This is a genomic window from Pseudundibacterium arcticum (genome assembly GCF_042646465.1).
GTDB classification, from domain to species: Bacteria; Pseudomonadota; Gammaproteobacteria; order Burkholderiales; family Burkholderiaceae_D; genus Undibacterium_A; species Undibacterium_A arcticum.
In genome coordinates, this window is the sequence record NZ_JBHRTP010000051.1 from 32,456 (window position 1) to 48,805 (window position 16,350).

At 56.5% G+C, this 16,350-nt stretch carries 16 protein-coding genes and 1 tRNA gene; 5 read left to right on the forward strand and 12 right to left on the reverse strand.

Annotated features, from left to right (window positions below; translation table 11 throughout):
• The first annotated feature begins 34 nt into the window (after positions 1-34).
• From ACFOFO_RS15780 to ACFOFO_RS15790, 3 genes are all read left to right on the forward strand, one after another.
• Entirely contained in the window at positions 35-988 is a 954-nt protein-coding gene (locus tag ACFOFO_RS15780) for a PDR/VanB family oxidoreductase (protein WP_390331977.1), read from the forward strand.
• A 181-nt stretch (positions 989-1,169) separates the two neighbouring features.
• Positions 1,170-2,234 (forward strand): porin, encoded by a 1,065-nt coding sequence (locus ACFOFO_RS15785; protein WP_390331979.1) that lies wholly within the window; start codon positions 1,170-1,172, stop codon positions 2,232-2,234.
• Positions 2,235-2,331: 97 nt separating this feature from the next.
• Complete coding sequence (locus ACFOFO_RS15790; RefSeq protein ID WP_390331980.1) at positions 2,332-3,249, forward strand: FRG domain-containing protein; 918 nt, start codon at positions 2,332-2,334, stop codon at positions 3,247-3,249.
• An 89-nt stretch (positions 3,250-3,338) separates the two neighbouring features.
• Here ACFOFO_RS15790 and ACFOFO_RS15795 read toward each other — a convergent pair whose 3' ends face one another.
• The 10 genes from ACFOFO_RS15795 to ACFOFO_RS15840 all read right to left on the reverse strand — a co-directional run bounded on the left by ACFOFO_RS15795 (position 3,339) and on the right by ACFOFO_RS15840 (position 12,274).
• Positions 3,339-4,304 carry a formylglycine-generating enzyme family protein gene (locus ACFOFO_RS15795; protein WP_390323985.1) on the reverse strand — a complete coding sequence of 322 codons (966 nt, stop codon included), beginning with the start codon at positions 4,302-4,304 and terminating at the stop codon, positions 3,339-3,341.
• 362 nt (positions 4,305-4,666) lie between these two features.
• The gene (locus ACFOFO_RS15800; RefSeq protein WP_390331981.1) at positions 4,667-5,272 is read right to left on the reverse strand and encodes a TssQ family T6SS-associated lipoprotein; all 606 of its coding nucleotides are present in this window, start codon (positions 5,270-5,272) and stop codon (positions 4,667-4,669) included.
• The gene (locus ACFOFO_RS15805) at positions 5,269-6,855 is read right to left on the reverse strand and encodes a protein kinase domain-containing protein (RefSeq protein WP_390331983.1); all 1,587 of its coding nucleotides are present in this window, start codon (positions 6,853-6,855) and stop codon (positions 5,269-5,271) included. Before ACFOFO_RS15805 ends, ACFOFO_RS15800 begins: the two co-directional genes overlap by 4 nt.
• 14 nt (positions 6,856-6,869) lie before the next feature.
• Positions 6,870-7,712 (reverse strand): PP2C family protein-serine/threonine phosphatase, encoded by an 843-nt coding sequence (locus ACFOFO_RS15810; protein ID WP_390331984.1) that lies wholly within the window; start codon positions 7,710-7,712, stop codon positions 6,870-6,872.
• 26 nt (positions 7,713-7,738) lie between these two features.
• Complete coding sequence (gene tagH / locus ACFOFO_RS15815) at positions 7,739-8,464, reverse strand: type VI secretion system-associated FHA domain protein TagH (RefSeq protein WP_390331986.1); 726 nt, start codon at positions 8,462-8,464, stop codon at positions 7,739-7,741.
• 543 nt (positions 8,465-9,007) lie between these two features.
• Positions 9,008-9,793 carry a 2-keto-4-pentenoate hydratase gene (locus tag ACFOFO_RS15820; protein WP_390323993.1) on the reverse strand — a complete coding sequence of 262 codons (786 nt, stop codon included), beginning with the start codon at positions 9,791-9,793 and terminating at the stop codon, positions 9,008-9,010.
• A complete protein-coding gene (locus ACFOFO_RS15825; RefSeq protein ID WP_390331988.1) occupies positions 9,778-10,593 on the reverse strand; it encodes a hypothetical protein in 816 nt (271 codons plus the stop codon). Before ACFOFO_RS15825 ends, ACFOFO_RS15820 begins: the two co-directional genes overlap by 16 nt.
• A gap of 111 nt (positions 10,594-10,704) precedes the next feature.
• The gene (locus tag ACFOFO_RS15830) at positions 10,705-11,430 is read right to left on the reverse strand and encodes a hypothetical protein (RefSeq protein WP_390323998.1); all 726 of its coding nucleotides are present in this window, start codon (positions 11,428-11,430) and stop codon (positions 10,705-10,707) included.
• Positions 11,431-11,566: 136 nt separating this feature from the next.
• Entirely contained in the window at positions 11,567-12,064 is a 498-nt protein-coding gene (locus ACFOFO_RS15835; RefSeq protein WP_390331990.1) for a restriction endonuclease, read from the reverse strand.
• Positions 12,065-12,197: 133 nt separating this feature from the next.
• Positions 12,198-12,274, reverse strand: a tRNA-Pro gene (locus ACFOFO_RS15840).
• A gap of 283 nt (positions 12,275-12,557) precedes the next feature.
• Between ACFOFO_RS15840 and ACFOFO_RS15845 the strand changes: the two genes are divergently transcribed.
• Positions 12,558-13,682, forward strand: a complete 1,125-nt coding sequence (locus ACFOFO_RS15845; RefSeq protein ID WP_390324000.1) for a M14 family metallopeptidase — start codon at positions 12,558-12,560, stop codon at positions 13,680-13,682.
• Between the two features lie 15 nt (positions 13,683-13,697).
• Entirely contained in the window at positions 13,698-14,162 is a 465-nt protein-coding gene (locus ACFOFO_RS15850; protein ID WP_390324001.1) for a CYTH domain-containing protein, read from the forward strand.
• Positions 14,163-14,338: 176 nt separating this feature from the next.
• On the opposite strand, the gene ACFOFO_RS15855 is transcribed toward ACFOFO_RS15850, so the two are convergent.
• Both ACFOFO_RS15855 and ACFOFO_RS15860 read right to left on the reverse strand, forming a co-directional pair.
• Positions 14,339-15,604 carry a DUF2863 family protein gene (locus ACFOFO_RS15855; protein WP_390331991.1) on the reverse strand — a complete coding sequence of 422 codons (1,266 nt, stop codon included), beginning with the start codon at positions 15,602-15,604 and terminating at the stop codon, positions 14,339-14,341.
• A 298-nt stretch (positions 15,605-15,902) separates the two neighbouring features.
• Entirely contained in the window at positions 15,903-16,202 is a 300-nt protein-coding gene (locus ACFOFO_RS15860; RefSeq protein ID WP_390324004.1) for a hypothetical protein, read from the reverse strand.
• Positions 16,203-16,350 lie beyond the last annotated feature (148 nt).

A 16,350-nucleotide genomic window follows, 5' to 3' on the forward strand; every position in this document is an offset into this window, starting at 1 on the left:
GTAATGCAGTTTAATTCTTGCAAGAGTTTGAACCATGACTAGCAGTCCTCTTCTTTCCGTCCGTGTGCAGGCAATGCGCTTCGAGGCAGCCGGCATCGTCAGCGTGGAACTGGTGTCGCCGGCGGGTACCGAACTGCCCGCCTTCGCCGCGGGCGCGCACATCGATCTGCATCTGCCGAACGGCGTGGTGCGCAGCTACTCGCTGTCGAACCCGCCGACCGAGCGGCACCGTTATGTGGTTGGCGTGCTGAATGACCGCAACAGCCGCGGCGGTTCGCGTTATGTGCACGAGCAGTTGCGCGTCGGCTCGACCATCGATATCTCGCTGCCGCGCAATAACTTTCCGCTGGACGAATCGGCGCCGCATACGGTACTGATCGCGGGCGGCATCGGCATTACACCGATTTTTTGCATGCTGAACCATCTGCGCAGCCTGGGCAAGTCGGTTGAACTTCTGTACTGCGCGCGCTCCCAGGCGGAAGCGGCGTTCTGCGACATGCTGCTGACGGACGGACGCGTGCAGACCCATTTTGACCAGGACAAAGGAGCGCCGCCTGATCTGCGCGCTTACCTTGCCGGCCAGTCCGCCACTGCGCATTTTTACTGCTGTGGACCGACGCCGATGCTGAACGCTTTCGAAAACATTTGCGCAGAGCTTGGTTTTCCGAACGTGCACATCGAGCGTTTCACCCCCGCGGAGCCGGTGGAGGCGGTCCAAGGCAGCGAGTATGTGGCCTACCTGTCGCGCGCCAAGAAATCGGTCACGGTGCCGGCCGGAAAGTCGCTGCTGGACGCGCTGTTGGAAGCCGGAATGAGTGTCGACCACAGCTGCCGCGAAGGCGTGTGCGGTTCGTGCGAGACCAGGGTGCTGGAAGGCGTGCCTGACCATCGCGACGGCGTATTGACCAAGGCTGAGCGCGAATCCGGCAAGACCATGATGGTGTGCGTGTCCGGTTGCAAGGGACAGCGCATGGTGCTCGATTTGTAATCGCTGACAGCTTCAGGAAATGCCCGGATCAACTCGGGCTTTTTTTGACGCTAGTGGATTTTTTAAAACGTTGTTTTATAGGTGAAACGCGTTTGTCTTTATTCACCGCGGCAAGCGAAGGGCGAGCGGGTGAAATGTACACGGCGTGCGCCGTGCAATTCAATAAAAGGGGGGGAGTTTGATGAAACAGGTACTTTTTGTCATCGCGGCTACAGGCATGACTGCAGGTGCGTTCGCGCAAAGCAACGTGACGGTCTACGGCAGCATGGACGCCGGCGTTGCATACGTTAACAACGTGGGCGGCAAGTCAGTCACGCGGCTGGACCAGGGCACCATGCAACCGGACCGGATTGGTTTCCGCGGCACTGAAGATCTGGGCGAGGGTTTGAAAGCCAATTACCAGCTGGAGGCCGGTTTTTCCACCGATACCGGCGCCAGCACCAATGCTAACCGCCTGTTCAACCGTGCCAGCACTATCGGCCTGTCGGGCAGCTTCGGTGCGGTGACCTTGGGTAACATGCCGGATATCGTATTCGACTATGCAGGCAAACTGAGCAACGGCTTCCAGCTCACCAATTTCTACCTGTTCCATCCGGGTAATCTGGATACGCTGGCTAATACCTTTCAGTTCAACAACGCCGTCCGCTACACCTCGCCCAGTTTCTCCGGACTGACTATGAGCGCGATGTACGGTTTTGGTGAAGTCGCGGGCGACAACAGCAAGGGTCGCAACATCAGCGCGGGCGCCAACTATGTACAGGGTCCGTTGCGCCTGGTGCTGGCGTACTCGAAGCAAAACGATCGCGTAGCGGGCTATGCCGGCACCTTTCTCGGCAGCCTTGGTCTGGGCAATGGCGCGACCGTATTCAACAGCCTGACGACACTGGCAACAGGCGCCGGCTACACGATCGGCGATGTGCGTCTGAACGGCTTGTACACACAGAACAAGATCGAACTGCCGGCATCCAGCTTGACGCAAAAGAATGTCGATCTCGGCGCGAGCTGGCATTACAACCCGGCCAATGCGCTGAACCTCGGCTACACGCATTCCAAACTGGAAGGCGCGCGCTATAACCAGATCAGCGTGAGCAATGTCTACTCGCTGTCCAAGCGCACCGAAGTCTATGCGCAGGCGGCGTACCAGCGCGCCGGGGGCACTGCGCACTTTGCGATCCAGAACAACACCGGTGTATCCAGCAGTGACAGCCAATGGGTGACAACGGTAGGCATGCACCACTCGTTCTAGGGTAGCTTTCGTCGCGCGCCGCGTGCTGCGGTGCGCGACGGTTAGGGAGGAAGAATGTTTGGAAATTTAAAGATCGGCACGCGACTGGCTATCGCTTATGCGGTATCGGAGAAGGAGACCGCGCGGGCGTCAGAGCGCAGGTTGCTGTTTGTCAAACTGGATAGCCAGAAACTGGCGACATAATACTGAATCCTGCCAAACGAAAGGAGCAGACTTGGAAGAGATTAGCGTTTCCACCTGGGATGAATTTGTCTCCTTAAGCTCGACGCTGGACGGGTGGGCATTCCGGGGACAGCAGGATGCGCGATGGCCATTGCTGAGCTCGCTGTCGCGTTATCTCGATGCGTTCATTCCGGACAAGTCCACCTGGCGCCTGCGCGAAGAGCGCGCGATTCGCATCTTTCGCCGCAAGGCGCACAACTATCTGACCGATTCTTCGGTGCTGAGCAACGATTTACGCTGTATTGCATTGATGCAGCACCATGGTGCGCCTACCCGTTTGTTGGACTTTACGAAATCACCCTTCGTCGCCGTTTTTTTTGCGCTCGAAAGCGCGGTGACCGATGCCGCGGTCTATGCGCTAAACACACCGAAATTGTGGGATGCGACCCCGGCGAAAAATCCAGCCTTAAATCGGGAAACCATCGATCCCAGAAAGGCAGGAAACTTTGAGCGTTATTTCCTGCAGGACGACAATGAAATTGTGTGGACTGGCGAACCGACCGAAATGGACAAGCGGCTGGTCGCTCAATCCGGTACGGTTGTCGTACCCGGCATTCTGAATAAATCGCTGGACGAAATCCTGAGCAAGTATCGTGATAACGATGCCCTGCTTAAAAAAATAGTTTTGCCGCAACACATACGCGAAGAAGCGATGAAAGCGCTCTACCGGATGAATATCACCAATGCGACGCTGTTTCCTGATCTGGACGGTCTGGCAAAATCGATTCGCGTGGAGCTGGAAGTCATTTGGCCTGTGCCGGTAGGTGACGCGATGCGGGGTGACAATGCATAGAGCGGTTTTCACGTGTACGAGGCCTATGCCGGTCGTTGCTCGCTGGTGAAGCTTCGGACAGAATCAGGCCCTGATTGGTGGACAATTTGTCAGTCGGCTTCGCGCAACAGTCGCATGCCCACAAGCGTATAACGCGTGTCCGGCGAATTCCAGTTGCGATAGGACGACCGCGCATAGAACGACCATGTGTGCCATGAGCCGCCACGACGCACGCGCACGGCTCCCGTCGCTGGCCCCTTTGGATCGTCGAGCGGCGAGTTCGCATAATAGTGCTCACCATACCAATCTGCGGTCCATGCCCATGCATTGCCGTGCATATCATAGAGTCCGAATGCATTCGGCGCAAAGCTGCCGACGGGCGACGTGAATGCAAAACCATCGTGTCCTGCAAGCGCATAGATTGCCCACTTTTCCCAATTTTTCTGCGCATCGGCATCGAATATATTGGCGGCTTTCAACAGAGATTGCGGATCGTCTCCGGTGTAATAGCGCGTTCGGGTACCGGCGCGTGCTGAATATTCCCATTCCGCTTCAGTCGGTAGGCGATAGGTCTTCCCTTCCGTCTCGCTCAGCCATTTGCTCATCGCTACCGCATCGTTCCAGGTGACGTTCACTACCGGATGATCATCGCCTTGCTGAAATCCGGGATTGCGCCATGAGTATTTCGGGTTACGTCCTTCAAATGCATCGCCGCGCACCGATTTGGCCGGGTCATAGTCGGGGTTGTAACCATAGCCACCGGTACCGTCGGTTTCGGATTCAGGCTTGTAGCCTGACGCTTCCAGGAATCGTCGGAACTGGCCGACGGTGACATGGTGCTGTCCGAGATAGAACGCACGCGTGATGCGCACCTTGTGTACCGGTGCTTCGTCGTCAAGTTCCAGGAAACGCGCTCGCTCGTATTGTGGATAGGACTTGGCGAGGGAATCGGGCGACTCATCACTGCCCATCATGAATTCGCCGGCGGGAACCAACACGAACTTCATGCCGACCGAGTTCTCGATTTGTGTCGGTAATGTTGCGGCCGGTCCGATTGACCAGGCTGATGAAGCCATCAGCGACGTGAAAAGGAGAAGCGTTGTTCGTAGCTGCATAGTGCCTCAAAAAATGGTGAAGCTGCGCCTCTTAGGCCTCCCGCCAATTGCCGCCAACCGAACGGCCTCCAGCTTGAATTTCCGACCACAGCTTGTGTTTCCCTTGCGTTCCATGGGACACTTCTTTCAGAGCTAGTATGGCTCTTTTAGTGTGTCCACCAAACGTGGGCAAGATCAAAACGACCCATTAGAGACATTCGCATTTCCCGCAAGCGGACGCTCAACGTTCGACATGAGACGGAGACAACGGCGGAACGCCGTCGTCTCTTAGTTCCATGGAGGGGTTAGGCTTCTTTTTACCTGCTCCATTTTTCATTTCCGACTCAACGTTGATTACACAATATTGATGCGGTCTTTTCGCTACTTTTATTCTGCGAAGCGCATGGATACTGCGTGTGGACTGTTGATTTGTTATTTTGCTTTTTTGCCGGCCGGTTTGGCCGCCGCTTTTTTTTCGCCTGTTTGAAAACCGGCCCCCACAAAGGATGCTGTTTTTCACCGGCGTCCAGATCGAAGCTCGGATCAAGCTTCAAGGCTTTGTCGAATTGTTGGCGGCATAGCGTCATGCGTGTGGTCACACAATAACTGAAAGCCATGGTTTTTAGTGCCGTCAGCTTCGTGCTCTTGTCAGCCGACCGGCTATCGGCGGGTAAGGAGAGTTTCTGGATCGCGCCGTTGAAATCGCCATTGTCGTACAAAGTGAGGCCTTCTTTCAGTGAACTGTTCACTGCGGCCGGAACAACAATAGTTGCCACAGTCGGCGCAGGTGCCACCCTCGGTATCGTCGTCGGAGTGGAATTGTTGGCAACTGACTTCGGAGCCGGTTCGGCATTGTGGCGCATCTCTGCACAGCCTATCAAAGCGAAACACAGGATGACACATTGAGCAAAACCCAGGTTTGTCAGATTGGATGGCATGGTTGCTGTCATTGCGATTTGTTGCCGTTGAAATCGTGTTCGAGCGTGGCCGGCTCGTTGTTGCTGACACGAATCTCTGTGACGTAGTCGGGGAAGGCGGGATTCACGATCCTAACCTTATATTTGCCCTCGGGCAGCGCGAGTTTCTTAATCGGTGGGCTTACTCCCTTTTCGACGCCGTTTACATATACAACACCCCATGGCCTGACGCTGAGTTTGACATTGATGGCCTGCGCTGCAGCTTGGGTTGCCACATGCGCCGCGCTGGCAGCAGCGGTAGTTGTTACTGTACTTGCAACAGTACTTGCCACGGTTTTTCTGTCGGCAGTTTGTCTTGGGCTGCTCGCCGTTGCGCTGGTCGTTCCGCTGGCAGGGATGGTATGCAGATCGTCGGCCGATACCGTCGGTGCATTACTCGTGTTGGTGATCTCTGAAGCGGGAGTTGCTGCAACCAGCGGTGCCGGTGGATGGTCGATGATAACTTGCTGATCCCTGCTACCCGGCGCAAATTTTGCAATAGCGACCAGGGTCAGTAGCGCCGCCGCAGCCACCGGCAGGGCGATTTTCCAACGCTTCCACCAGACCGTAGCGCCGGCAACTTCGACTTTCTTTTCGTCAGTTTCTAGAAGAGCAGAATTGATTAGAGGCGGCGCCGGTGAATAGGAAACCGCACCGGCCTTGACCCCGAGCAGGATACGAAATTCGGCGATGGTTTTCGGCCTTTGCTCCGGCAAAACTCTGAGACCGACATTGATCGCATCGAGGAAGGATTCGCTGTAAGCCGGGTAGTTGGCAGTGCTCAGATTTTCTATCGGATCCTTGATCATGCGCGCCACCGAGCTTGGCGGTGCCTTTTTCGCGATCAAGCTGTAAATCACTGCGGACAAGGCGTAGATATCGGTCCATGGTCCCTGTGCCATGCTTTCGTCGTCGGCGTATTGCTCAACCGGGGCAAAGCGCGGTTTCAGGATCACCGTCAGTGATTGCGGCATACCGCTGATGACTTGGCGCGCAGCGCCAAAATCCAGCAAAACCGGTGCGCCGTTTTTCTGGATCATGATGTTTTCCGGCGAAATATCGCGATGCAGAACTTGCGCCTTGTAGAGCAAATCCAGCCCGGACAAAATCGACTGCAGCATTTTCTTTAACCAGGATTCGGTGATCAGCTCGGGTCGGTGTTCGGCCAGATGTTGCAAGGTTTGACCCTGGTAATACTGCATCGCCATGTAGGCGGTTTTGTTCTCTTCCCAAAAACGATACACCTTGACCAGTGCCGGATAATCGAATTGTGCCAGCAGGCGCGCCTCGTTGATATAGCTTTTCAGGCCGGTATCGAAAGCTTCCAGATGTTTGGCTGCGCGTACCAGGACGGTGTTGTGATGGCCGCGCGCGGCCAACGACATTGGCATGTACTCTTTGATGGCGACCGTGCGCTGCAGGCTGTGATCGAAAGCCATATAGACGATGCCGAAACCACCTTCGCCAATCACGCCGGTGATTTCAAAATCGGACAGGCGCGTGCCGATGGGCAGGCAATTGGACGAGCCGCTTTTGCCGGGCAGCGGGCGAACTTTGTCTTCGGGGCTCGTGCTCATATCGTTACTTGGCATTATTGCGCTTTGCTATTGGGAGATTGCGGCATCTGGTCAATCCAGATCGCAAATGCCGTCGTATTATCGCGTACTGAAGTCGATTGGCCCTGATTGGCGCGGTGGTCGGCAATCCCTTGCATACGGCTCAGCCAGTCTTGTGCTGAACTCGCTTGCGTCAGCGCCTGCTCCATTTCGTCTTCAAGAACCCATTCCCACAAACCGTCACTGCAGAGCAGGAACGCATCGCCGGCCGCCAGCTCTTGCATCGTGCTGATGCAAGGGGTGTAATCGGTTTCGGCACCAATCGCGGCAATCAACACATGTCGATGCGGATGGATGCGCGATTGCTCGGCACCGCAATAACCGGCATCGATATATTGCTGCACCAAGCTGTGATCCTGACTCATCGCTTGAATTCTTTGCTGCCGGAAAAAATAAATGCGGCTATCGCCCAGATGCGCCCACAGCGCGGCGCCCCGCTGCGTATCGATCAGCAAGCTGACGACGGTGGTACTCATTTCGCGCAATTGCTGGTCGCTGTCTTGCGCTCGCGCCACGCTCTGGCTGGCGGCGTTCAAATATGCGGATAACTTCTCTACGCTGAAAGCGGAATCGGCGGCAAACGCAGTGCTGATCGCCTTGATCGCAACTGCGGCAGCGATTTCACCACCCTTGTGTCCGCCTGCGCCATCGGCCACCAGAAAGCAATGCAGACCCTCATTGTGCAAACTGTCCAGTGCATCCTGATTACTGTCGCGGCCGCCGATCTGGCACATTTGTGCGGCATCGATCAGCCAACGCGTTTGCAACGCCCGGGCCATCGACTCACCCGCTACCGCTGCAGTTAAGTCATTTGCCAATGCATTTGCAAATTCGCCGCCCATGATTATCTTTCCTCAGCCTTGACCACCAGTTCGGACTTCAAAGAGTCGAACGGCGATTGCTCTTCGCAACGCGCGATTTCTTTTTCGTAGGCGTTCAGGAAAGCGTTGCCTATAGCCGGTTGTTCGTGATGTATGCCTTCCTTGCGGATTTGCCGGAACCTCACACCGTAGGCATCCCACATCTGGGCCTTGTGCCTGGATGGGAACCATTTATCCATGCCAATTGGCTCCGGCACATGATCGCTGATATGGCGTGGATGAAAGCGATCCATCGCATCGCGCACACCGGCGCTAAAACCGGCAAGCATCGCTTTTTGATGCGCATACAAATCGCCGTAAGCCTCTTGCATCGCTTCCACCGGCTCCATGAAACCCGGCATTTTTTTGCGCAGCATCTGCAATATGATGGTGTCGCTATCTTGTAAAAATTTCAATGGATTGTTGTTGCGCTTAACGACCACCGTCACATCGGCCTGCACTGCGCGCTTGACCATGGAACGGCTGGACAGCAAATTGTGCGTGCCGCGTATCGAGACCGATAGCAACTTGCCCAACATCTCCATCAATTCCGGCGTGAGTTTGGAACCAATCCCCCGTCCGGCCGGATCTTGCGCAATTCCCGCACCGCGCATAAATGCATCAAGCAATTCCTGATGAGCAGGGTCTTGACTGGCGATGTTGTTAACGTCGGCTCTCGGGTTCGGTTCGAACGAATGTTGATCTGACATCGGCGAGGCTCCTGATTGACGGTCATTACTTTGATGTGAGACGGTTTTGAGAGAGGGAATCATCCTGACACACTAGCTTAAATCATGCCATGCTGCAACATTCCGTGGGGCAAGCACTACAGTCCGACAGTTTTGAGTTATTTAGCAGGCTGCTGAAATGCTCCCAAAGCGGGCTAATGTCGTTCAGTTAAGGCATAACTACCAATTAGTGTCATTCCCGCGGAGGCGGGAATCCAGTGTCGTACGCACGCAAGCCACTGGATCCCCGCCTGTGCGGGGGCGACAAATTGGGGGGAATTGGCCCTTAACTGAACGGCATTACCCCATGCGGGCGGATTGCCGTGTTCGCAATGTTTGGTTTTTCACCCGGCACGTTCGCATCTTGAGTTTTTCGCCCATGGCGGGTCTGTTTTTAGCGATTCGGGGTTGATTTCTCCGCATTGCTCACTCCTCACGCCGCCTGTAGCCGTATTTGCCCCCAGAGAGCGCATTAGATCAAACCCAACAGAGGGCGGAAGTGGTCGAGCAATTCGGTGATACGACTCATTTCTGCACAAAATGCACCGTCAGTGTGCCTAGGTCGCCATATTGAATGGCGATGTCTTCTCCTGCCGGCAGGTCAAAGCTCCCGGCATACGACCCTGTGATCACGGCTTGACCGGTTTGCAACCCCCGGCCTTTGCTGCGCAAAAACTCCGCCAGCCAATACAGTGGCGCGCGTGGATCGGCACTCGGATGGTGGCCCTCAAGTTGGGTTGCCTCGCCAGTTGCATGGGTGATCGTTATCGTCATGTCGCTGGCGGCGCTTGCTGGTCCGGCATCCACCTGCCGGCCGATGAACAGGCCCTGATTGAGCAAGCTATCCGCCAGATTTTCAGCAAAACTGGCGTCGGCAGCATCGCTGTAACGGCTGTCGATCAGCTCGAGCGCGAGGTGGGTACGCGCTATCGCGGCATCGACCTCGGCCGGCGTGTAGGGTAGGTCGCGCACGGGCAGGTCACGACCGAGGATGAAGGCGAGTTCCGGCTCCACCCGCGCCTGACCGGCGCGGACCCACACCGCGCATGGTGCGCTAGTGTGGACGGTGCTGGCATAGATAGGCGCCAAGACCAAGCGCCCGGCAGCGGGCAAGCCGCACTTCCATGCAGCGATGCCATCGCCGAGTTGCTCGCTGACGGCGGCTTGTATGGCCAATGCAGCGTCAAGATTGGATGGCCGACAGGACTCCGGCAGGCGAGGCCCTTGCTCGCCCGACCTGCGGCGCACCACCAGGATGGTTGCGGCAGTTGAAGCGACATGGTCGGGTTGATGATTCAGACGGTATCCCATGTCTTTCTCGTTCTGATATAGGAGTCGTCATTGTAGAAAGGAGCAAACACTTCGCTGAAGAATGGAATGTCCTCACTCCCGGTTTGCATTGCTGTGTATTGAAGAGAGGACAGTAACTCAACCCAATAGCGGATGACTTGGAGTACATATAGTTGGCGAAAAGGGGCAACGGCAGTCTGCATTCCGGTTCTACGGCTTGCATCTTCAACGTCTGTGATTTCGTCGCCGGTCTCAGACGTATGTCTGACCATGGCGTGCGGGGCGAGCATCGCGGCGATGGCGGTAGCGTTGCCATCGATGGCTTCCTTTTTGTTCCTCGATACGCGTGTCGCGTATAGCGGTATGTCTACTTGCGTGAACCATGACGCAATGGGATCACTTTGCCGTTTCGCGCCAACAATCAGATCAATGTTGGAATAGCGATCACCCTGCGCAAACTCTGCCAGGATTCTTAGAATGGCTTGATGGATGGGGTCATCGAGTTTGCGCAAAAACTGCATGGATATCGACCGCTTCGAAGCTACCACCAGTGACTTCTCGTAGATGACACCAATCTTGTGTCCGATTTCGTTTTTCATGTAGTTGAAATCCGGGAACTGGCCGTTGTGATCAATGAAATGATCGAGCATAAGGCAGAGCTTTCCGATTCGCTCAAGGCCAGTAGACAGGCTTGTGAATGCTTGGAAATAAACACCCTTGGCTGCGTAGTTGGCGTTTCTAATTTGCGTAGCGCCTGAGCCAAGCATCTCCTTTGTGAATTGTGCCTCCTTGATCAGAGCATTGAAGGTCTCAGTAAACATGTACGTCGCCATTGGAAGGTTGAGGGGGCTTACATAGAACTGAGCGGCTGGCCGCTCGGAACAAAAGCAAAAACTGACGGCGCGGCCCGGCCAGTCCGATCAACCACCATGTCAGAAGACATTCTTCGTAAGCCACTCGGCTCCTTGGATGAACTCTTCAACTTGCTCCTTGGTCGGTTCGGCGTCCTTCTTGTGCGAACATAGATTACGAAGGTCGGCAAGGAACGATATCTTACGCCACGCGGGTATGTCGATAACCGAAGCAGATTTGAGAGGGTCATTCAAGTCCGCATTGGTCGGGTTCTTCTTACCAACAGTGACGCCATGACTTGATGCTACTTTCTGTAGGTGTCCCTCGATTACAACGCCCATGAGCGCTCCCGCGGCCCGAAGTCTCACCTTAGCCAATTGCCGCGCTATCACGATCTCGCTGTCCTGCAACTCGGCGTACAGCTCGCCTTCAATGTTTGCCACAACGGAATCAATTCGCTCAGCGATTGCCTTAAACAGCGTGAGTTGATTAAAGAAGCACCTCAACGCTTGGTTTCTGCTGTCGAAATTTGGGTAACCTGATGGTATGACGTTTTTGAAAAAGTCCTGAATAACGTACGAGCCGTACCCGAGAGATTTACGTTTCGGATCGATCTCATAGTAATTTCTGAACTCGGCGTATCGATCAGGCGCAAGCGTTGCAACGGCTTTTAATGCCTTCGTATACCAACGTTGGTAGTCGTATTGAAACTGTTTATCCTGGTTATTCTGGAAGGCTTCACCTAGCACCGCGCCCTCTGCGTAAATGGCATCGATTTCTTTGCGGATTAGAGCTCGCTTCGACATATATCCTCTAACGAATAGCGTTTATCCGCCGCCCCGGAAACGCGAAAATAAAATCCGCGAAATACCGGCGGCGGACACCCGACAGAGCGAAGCGAGGAAGCTCATCGTCCGTTTACAACGCGTGGAGCCGACACCTTCAATCTCGACCTTTGCCGGCAACATTGTTTTCTACGACAGGGGTCATTTTTCCAACTTCCCCACGCATGTCCACGCCGGTTAAACTAACGAAGAGGTTCCCTAAGAATGAAAGAACAAATTCCTGCGGCGTTGCCTCAGCATTCAATATGACTGAATGAATATTTGCTGACGCCGCCACTTTCTGAGCACCCTCTTGCAATCCCAAGGGGGAAACCATGAACCCTCCCGCAGCACCTGTATCCTGAATGCGAAATGCGAGCGCACCAACGGCTTCTTGCTTGATTCTTGAAGTCGTATAACGCCGACACTCGACTATCACAAATGCCTCCGACCCGCTCTGGATGCCCTTCGCATCCAACTCCCATTCTGCCCCTGAGAGACCGGGAATAGATTGTTTCGCTTCAACTGCCGAAAGGCCAAGTGCCCCCCTAAGACGGCCAAGGATTTCAGCGGCGACCTCTTCATACGTTTGCCACTTCTTTGGTGAATCTGCCATCGTCTGCCTCCGATTCTGTCGGCCAACTTTGTTACAGTGTCCAACGATCGCCAAATGGTACCTGAACTGGTGACTAACTCCACCAGATAACAAAAAGGCCAATCCGAAGATTGGCCTAAGTGTTTGATTTAATTGGTCGGGACGGTGTGATTCGAACACACGACCCCTTGCACCCCATGCAAGTACGCTACCAGGCTGCGCTACGCCCCGACGAGCTAATAATTATAGCAGTAGCGACCGTCGATTTGGGCGGTAAACTTGTGCTGAATGGCAATTTTTCTCCAGTGCCAAGCTAAAGTCGCCTGCGTGTTACACCTGAATTATCCGGTGCTTTGCTAAAGGGCATAAAACCGGGAAAATGGCGCGATCGGTTTGCCGGGCGGTCGGACTGCATGTAGCCGGGCTCACGGCGCGGCGGCCGCACGGGCAATTTCTAAGATTCCACTCCACTTCACCAACGGCAGCGCCTGCCGCGCACTGCGAGAAAATTTTCATGACAATTAAAATCAGCCAAAACTTTGATGCCGGTGCCATCGAGATCCAGTGTGCCGAGAGTGCCAGCAATATTGAATTGAATCTGCGCAAGGATTCGCATGCCGATATCGCACAGTGGTTTTATTTCCGCCTCCAGGGTGCTCGCGGACAAGCCTGCACGATGCGTTTTCTGAACGCGGCGCAGGCGACTTATCCGAAGGGGTGGGTCACGTATCAGGCGGCCGCCAGTTACGACCGCGAGAACTGGTTCCGCGTGCCGACCGCCTTCGATGGCAAAGTGATGACCATCACCCATACGCCCGAGCGCGACAGCGTGTATTACGCCTACTTCGAGCCGTACTCGTGGGAGCGCCATCTGCGCCTGCTGGCGCGGGCCGAGGAATCACCTCTGGCGCGGGTGCAGGACCTGGGCAGCACGGTCGATGGGCGTGATATGAATGTGGTGGTGGTGGGCGACCCGGCCGCGAACAAGAAAATCTGGGTCATCGCGCGCCAGCATCCGGGCGAGACCATGGCCGAATGGTATGTCGAAGGCATGCTTGAGGCGTTGCTGGACCGCGCCAATCCGGTCGCGCGCCGGCTGCTGGAGCAGGCGGTGTTCTATATCGTGCCGAACATGAATCCGGATGGCTCGGTGCGCGGCAATCTGCGCACCAACGCAGCTGGCGCCAACCTGAATCGCGAGTGGATGGCGCCGAGCCTGGCGACCAGCCCTGAGGTGTTCGTGGTCAAGCACAAGATGCATGAAACTGGTTGCGACCTGTTTCTCGACATCCACGGCGACGAGGCCTTGCCGTATGTGTTTGTGGCCGGCAGTGAGATGCTGGCAGGCTTCAGCGCACAACAGGCGGCCGCGCAGCAGGGGTTTATTGATGATTACAAGCAGGCCAATCCGGACTTCCAGGACAAGGTTGGCTATGCGGCCAGCAAGTACAACGAGGACTTGCTGAAACTGGCATCAAAATATGTCGGCCACACCTTCCAGTGCGTGTCGTTGACGCTGGAAATGCCGTTCAAGGACAACGTCAACCTGCCCGATGCGCAGGTCGGCTGGGACGGCGCTCGCAGTGCGGTGCTGGGTGCGGCGGTGTTGCAGCCGATCTTGCGCGCGATCGGGAAATAAGCTGGAGGAGGGCGGATGGGTGTCGAGATCGAGCGCAAATTTCTGCTGCGCGGTGACGGGTGGCGGGGGCTGGGGCAGCGTGTGTTGCTGCGCCAGGGCTATCTGTCATCCGATCCGGCGCGCGTGGTGCGGGTCAGGATCGAGGGCGAGTCGGCCATGTTGACGATCAAGGGCAGAAATACCGGCGCCAGCCGCGGCGAATGGGAATATCCGATTCCGCTGGCTGATGCCCAGGTTTTTCTGGACACGCTGTGTCAGCAGCCGATCATTGAAAAGTACCGGAGTCGCATCGCGCATGCTGGCATGGTCTGGGAGGTCGATGAATTTCTGGGGGCGAATGCCGGTCTGGTGCTGGCAGAGATCGAATTGACGGCGGAGGATCAGCCGTTTGCGCGGCCGGACTGGGTCGGTGACGAAGTGACGGACGACCCGCGTTATTACAACGCGAATCTGATCGCGCGCCCGTTTTCGGTGTGGTGATCGCAGGTTTGATCGGGCTGTCCCGATTGCTGGCTTGATTGTGGGGTGACAGCGTTGCGCGCTGCGGCTCACTTACTCTTGGTGCGCAATACGCCACTGGGCCCCAGCGTTCGCTGGGGCGACGCTATTACCGGTGGTAGGTAGCACGATCCACGATTGCACCGCGCCGCATACAATCAATGGAAATGCTGCGTGCCCGGGGGCGCATCTTCCGGCATCTCCGGGTGCACAAGTTCGCCGTCGGCATCTGCGAATAGCGGAGCGCCGCAGTCATCGCAGAACTCCATCGGGAAGCGTTCCTGATGGTTCTTGATATGCACGACACCGGCCTCGTGTAACAACCCGAGGATTTCTTCGATCGGTGTGGCGGGTATTGCGGTCGTGGCGGCGCCGGGCGTTGCAGCGCCGACGGTTGCCATCGCGCGCAATTCTTCCTCGGCATCTTCCTGCCCATACAGCGGCCAAACGATGCCATACGCGACTGTATCGCTTTGGCGCAAAGTGAAGCCGATCCGGTATTCCTCGATCCCCTCCTGCGTTGCCGGATCGCCGAAACCACCGATGATGGCGCGCAAATCGACCGGCGCAACGCTCAGGGTATGGGTCAGGAAATGCACTGCTGCGCGAATGGACGCCGGGCGGATCTGCTTGTCGGCCTCGCGACAGGCGACGTAGTAGGCCTCCGGCAACAACAGTTCGACACCGCAACCGGGCAGTAACTTTGCCAGATTGGGTGTGGCCTGGTCGCGCCATTGCTGCAGTGCGTGATCGCGCTCGGTGTTGGCATCGAGCGGATTGGTGACGCCCTGCCAACGGAACAACGGCGTGCCGGCGGGCGCGGCGATCACTGCCAGCAGATAGCGGGTATCGGCCAGGAAGGGGACGGTTTGTGCCGGATGGGCGCTGGCGCGCACTACTCCGTCTTTCAGTGCCGTCTGTGCCATCCGCTGTGTCAGCACAAAGGCTTCGGCATGGTTGTGCGGCAGCTGGTCGATCGAAAACAGGTGCGGCGCCATCGCCAGTCGGGTCCCGGGCGCCAGCAGATGCGCCGACAAATGGGCCGACAATGTGTGCAACATGTCGGTCGGGATGGCGCCCGACGCGATCGAAAAGCGGGTCCATGCCAGCACCGGTGCGGCGATCAGCAGCGCGTCATAGGCCGCGCCGTCGTGTTCGATGCTGCAGGATTCACTGACGGCTTCGGCCGATTCCATCAACGCATCGTAGGCGTCCAGATCGGTCGCGAACAGATGGTCCAGCGTATGGTCGATCGCATCCTGATGATTAGCCTTCAGCAGCTTGTGCACGGCGGCGTCGAGGCTGCGCTCCCAGTTGCGTTCTTCCAGGCGGCTGGCGGCCTGGATCGTGGCCTGTGCGAGTGCAGCCAGACGCTGGCTATCGGCAGAAAGTTTTGGAGAAGCAGTTTTGGATGGACGACGCATGGTGGGGAAATGGTGGCAGGGGATGGCTATTGTAGTGGATTTGCAAACGGGAGCGGTGATTGGGTGCCGCTGGCAATGTCGCACGGTCGCCAATTCGGCGCCTGGTGATGCGTGGCTGCACCTCGGAACACGATATTATTAGGGAGTATGTTAGGAAAATGCGCCAATCCCCTTGATTTTATTGCGAAGTTAAAAATACAGGGTATAGTATATTACGTTGTTGTATCGTGTACTGTCTTGCACTATGCAGGTTCGCGGTGGTCTGGAAACGGCTATGCCAAGCTTGGCGGTACCCCGGCTAGTGCGGGGCGGGCTGCGCATCACGGCCGCGTCGAGAACCGATGATCGTGCCGGTGGTGCTCATCCGGATCGGCGCCGGCTTGCTACCGGGCTCAGTCGCCAACTGCGTGGTCGCGCTATCTGGCACCGGTGCATTCGGCAGTACGCCAGACCTCGCTGCACCGGCCTCAGCGGGATTGCCGGCCGCGTGGGTGTCGGCCGGGCTGGCTAGCTCGTCGCCGCGTTCATCGGTACCCAGCATGAAGTACAGCCATCCGGCCAGCGCCAGCAGCGCGACCACGACCATCGACGTGCGCATGTTGTTGCTCCCCCCGAAAAAAAACGCCGGACGAATCCGGCGCTTTTGTTTCGATTGCCCTTGCGATTGCCCTTCTCAGTAGACCGCCCACCGTCGCGTTGGTTCGCCAGGTGGACGAACCAGGCCACGGCGGCAGATCACCCGAGCA

What these genes read in the sequence shown, in the direction of transcription:
- ACFOFO_RS15780 (WP_390331977.1), top strand. Translation starts at nt 35, where the DNA reads ATGACTAGCAGTCCTCTTCTTTCCGTCCGTGTGCAGGCAATGCGCTTC.
- ACFOFO_RS15785 (WP_390331979.1), top strand. Translation starts at nt 1,170, where the DNA reads ATGAAACAGGTACTTTTTGTCATCGCGGCTACAGGCATGACTGCAGGT.
- ACFOFO_RS15790 (WP_390331980.1), top strand. Translation starts at nt 2,332, where the DNA reads ATGCGGTATCGGAGAAGGAGACCGCGCGGGCGTCAGAGCGCAGGTTGC.
- ACFOFO_RS15795 (WP_390323985.1), bottom strand. Translation starts at nt 4,304, where the DNA reads ATGGCTTCATCAGCCTGGTCAATCGGACCGGCCGCAACATTACCGACA.
- ACFOFO_RS15800 (WP_390331981.1), bottom strand. Translation starts at nt 5,272, where the DNA reads ATGACAGCAACCATGCCATCCAATCTGACAAACCTGGGTTTTGCTCAA.
- ACFOFO_RS15805 (WP_390331983.1), bottom strand. Translation starts at nt 6,855, where the DNA reads ATGAGCACGAGCCCCGAAGACAAAGTTCGCCCGCTGCCCGGCAAAAGC.
- tagH (WP_390331986.1), bottom strand. Translation starts at nt 8,464, where the DNA reads ATGTCAGATCAACATTCGTTCGAACCGAACCCGAGAGCCGACGTTAAC.
- ACFOFO_RS15820 (WP_390323993.1), bottom strand. Translation starts at nt 9,793, where the DNA reads ATGGGATACCGTCTGAATCATCAACCCGACCATGTCGCTTCAACTGCC.
- ACFOFO_RS15825 (WP_390331988.1), bottom strand. Translation starts at nt 10,593, where the DNA reads ATGTTTACTGAGACCTTCAATGCTCTGATCAAGGAGGCACAATTCACA.
- ACFOFO_RS15830 (WP_390323998.1), bottom strand. Translation starts at nt 11,430, where the DNA reads ATGTCGAAGCGAGCTCTAATCCGCAAAGAAATCGATGCCATTTACGCA.
- ACFOFO_RS15835 (WP_390331990.1), bottom strand. Translation starts at nt 12,064, where the DNA reads ATGGCAGATTCACCAAAGAAGTGGCAAACGTATGAAGAGGTCGCCGCT.
- ACFOFO_RS15845 (WP_390324000.1), top strand. Translation starts at nt 12,558, where the DNA reads ATGACAATTAAAATCAGCCAAAACTTTGATGCCGGTGCCATCGAGATC.
- ACFOFO_RS15850 (WP_390324001.1), top strand. Translation starts at nt 13,698, where the DNA reads ATGGGTGTCGAGATCGAGCGCAAATTTCTGCTGCGCGGTGACGGGTGG.
- ACFOFO_RS15855 (WP_390331991.1), bottom strand. Translation starts at nt 15,604, where the DNA reads ATGCGTCGTCCATCCAAAACTGCTTCTCCAAAACTTTCTGCCGATAGC.
- ACFOFO_RS15860 (WP_390324004.1), bottom strand. Translation starts at nt 16,202, where the DNA reads ATGCGCACGTCGATGGTCGTGGTCGCGCTGCTGGCGCTGGCCGGATGG.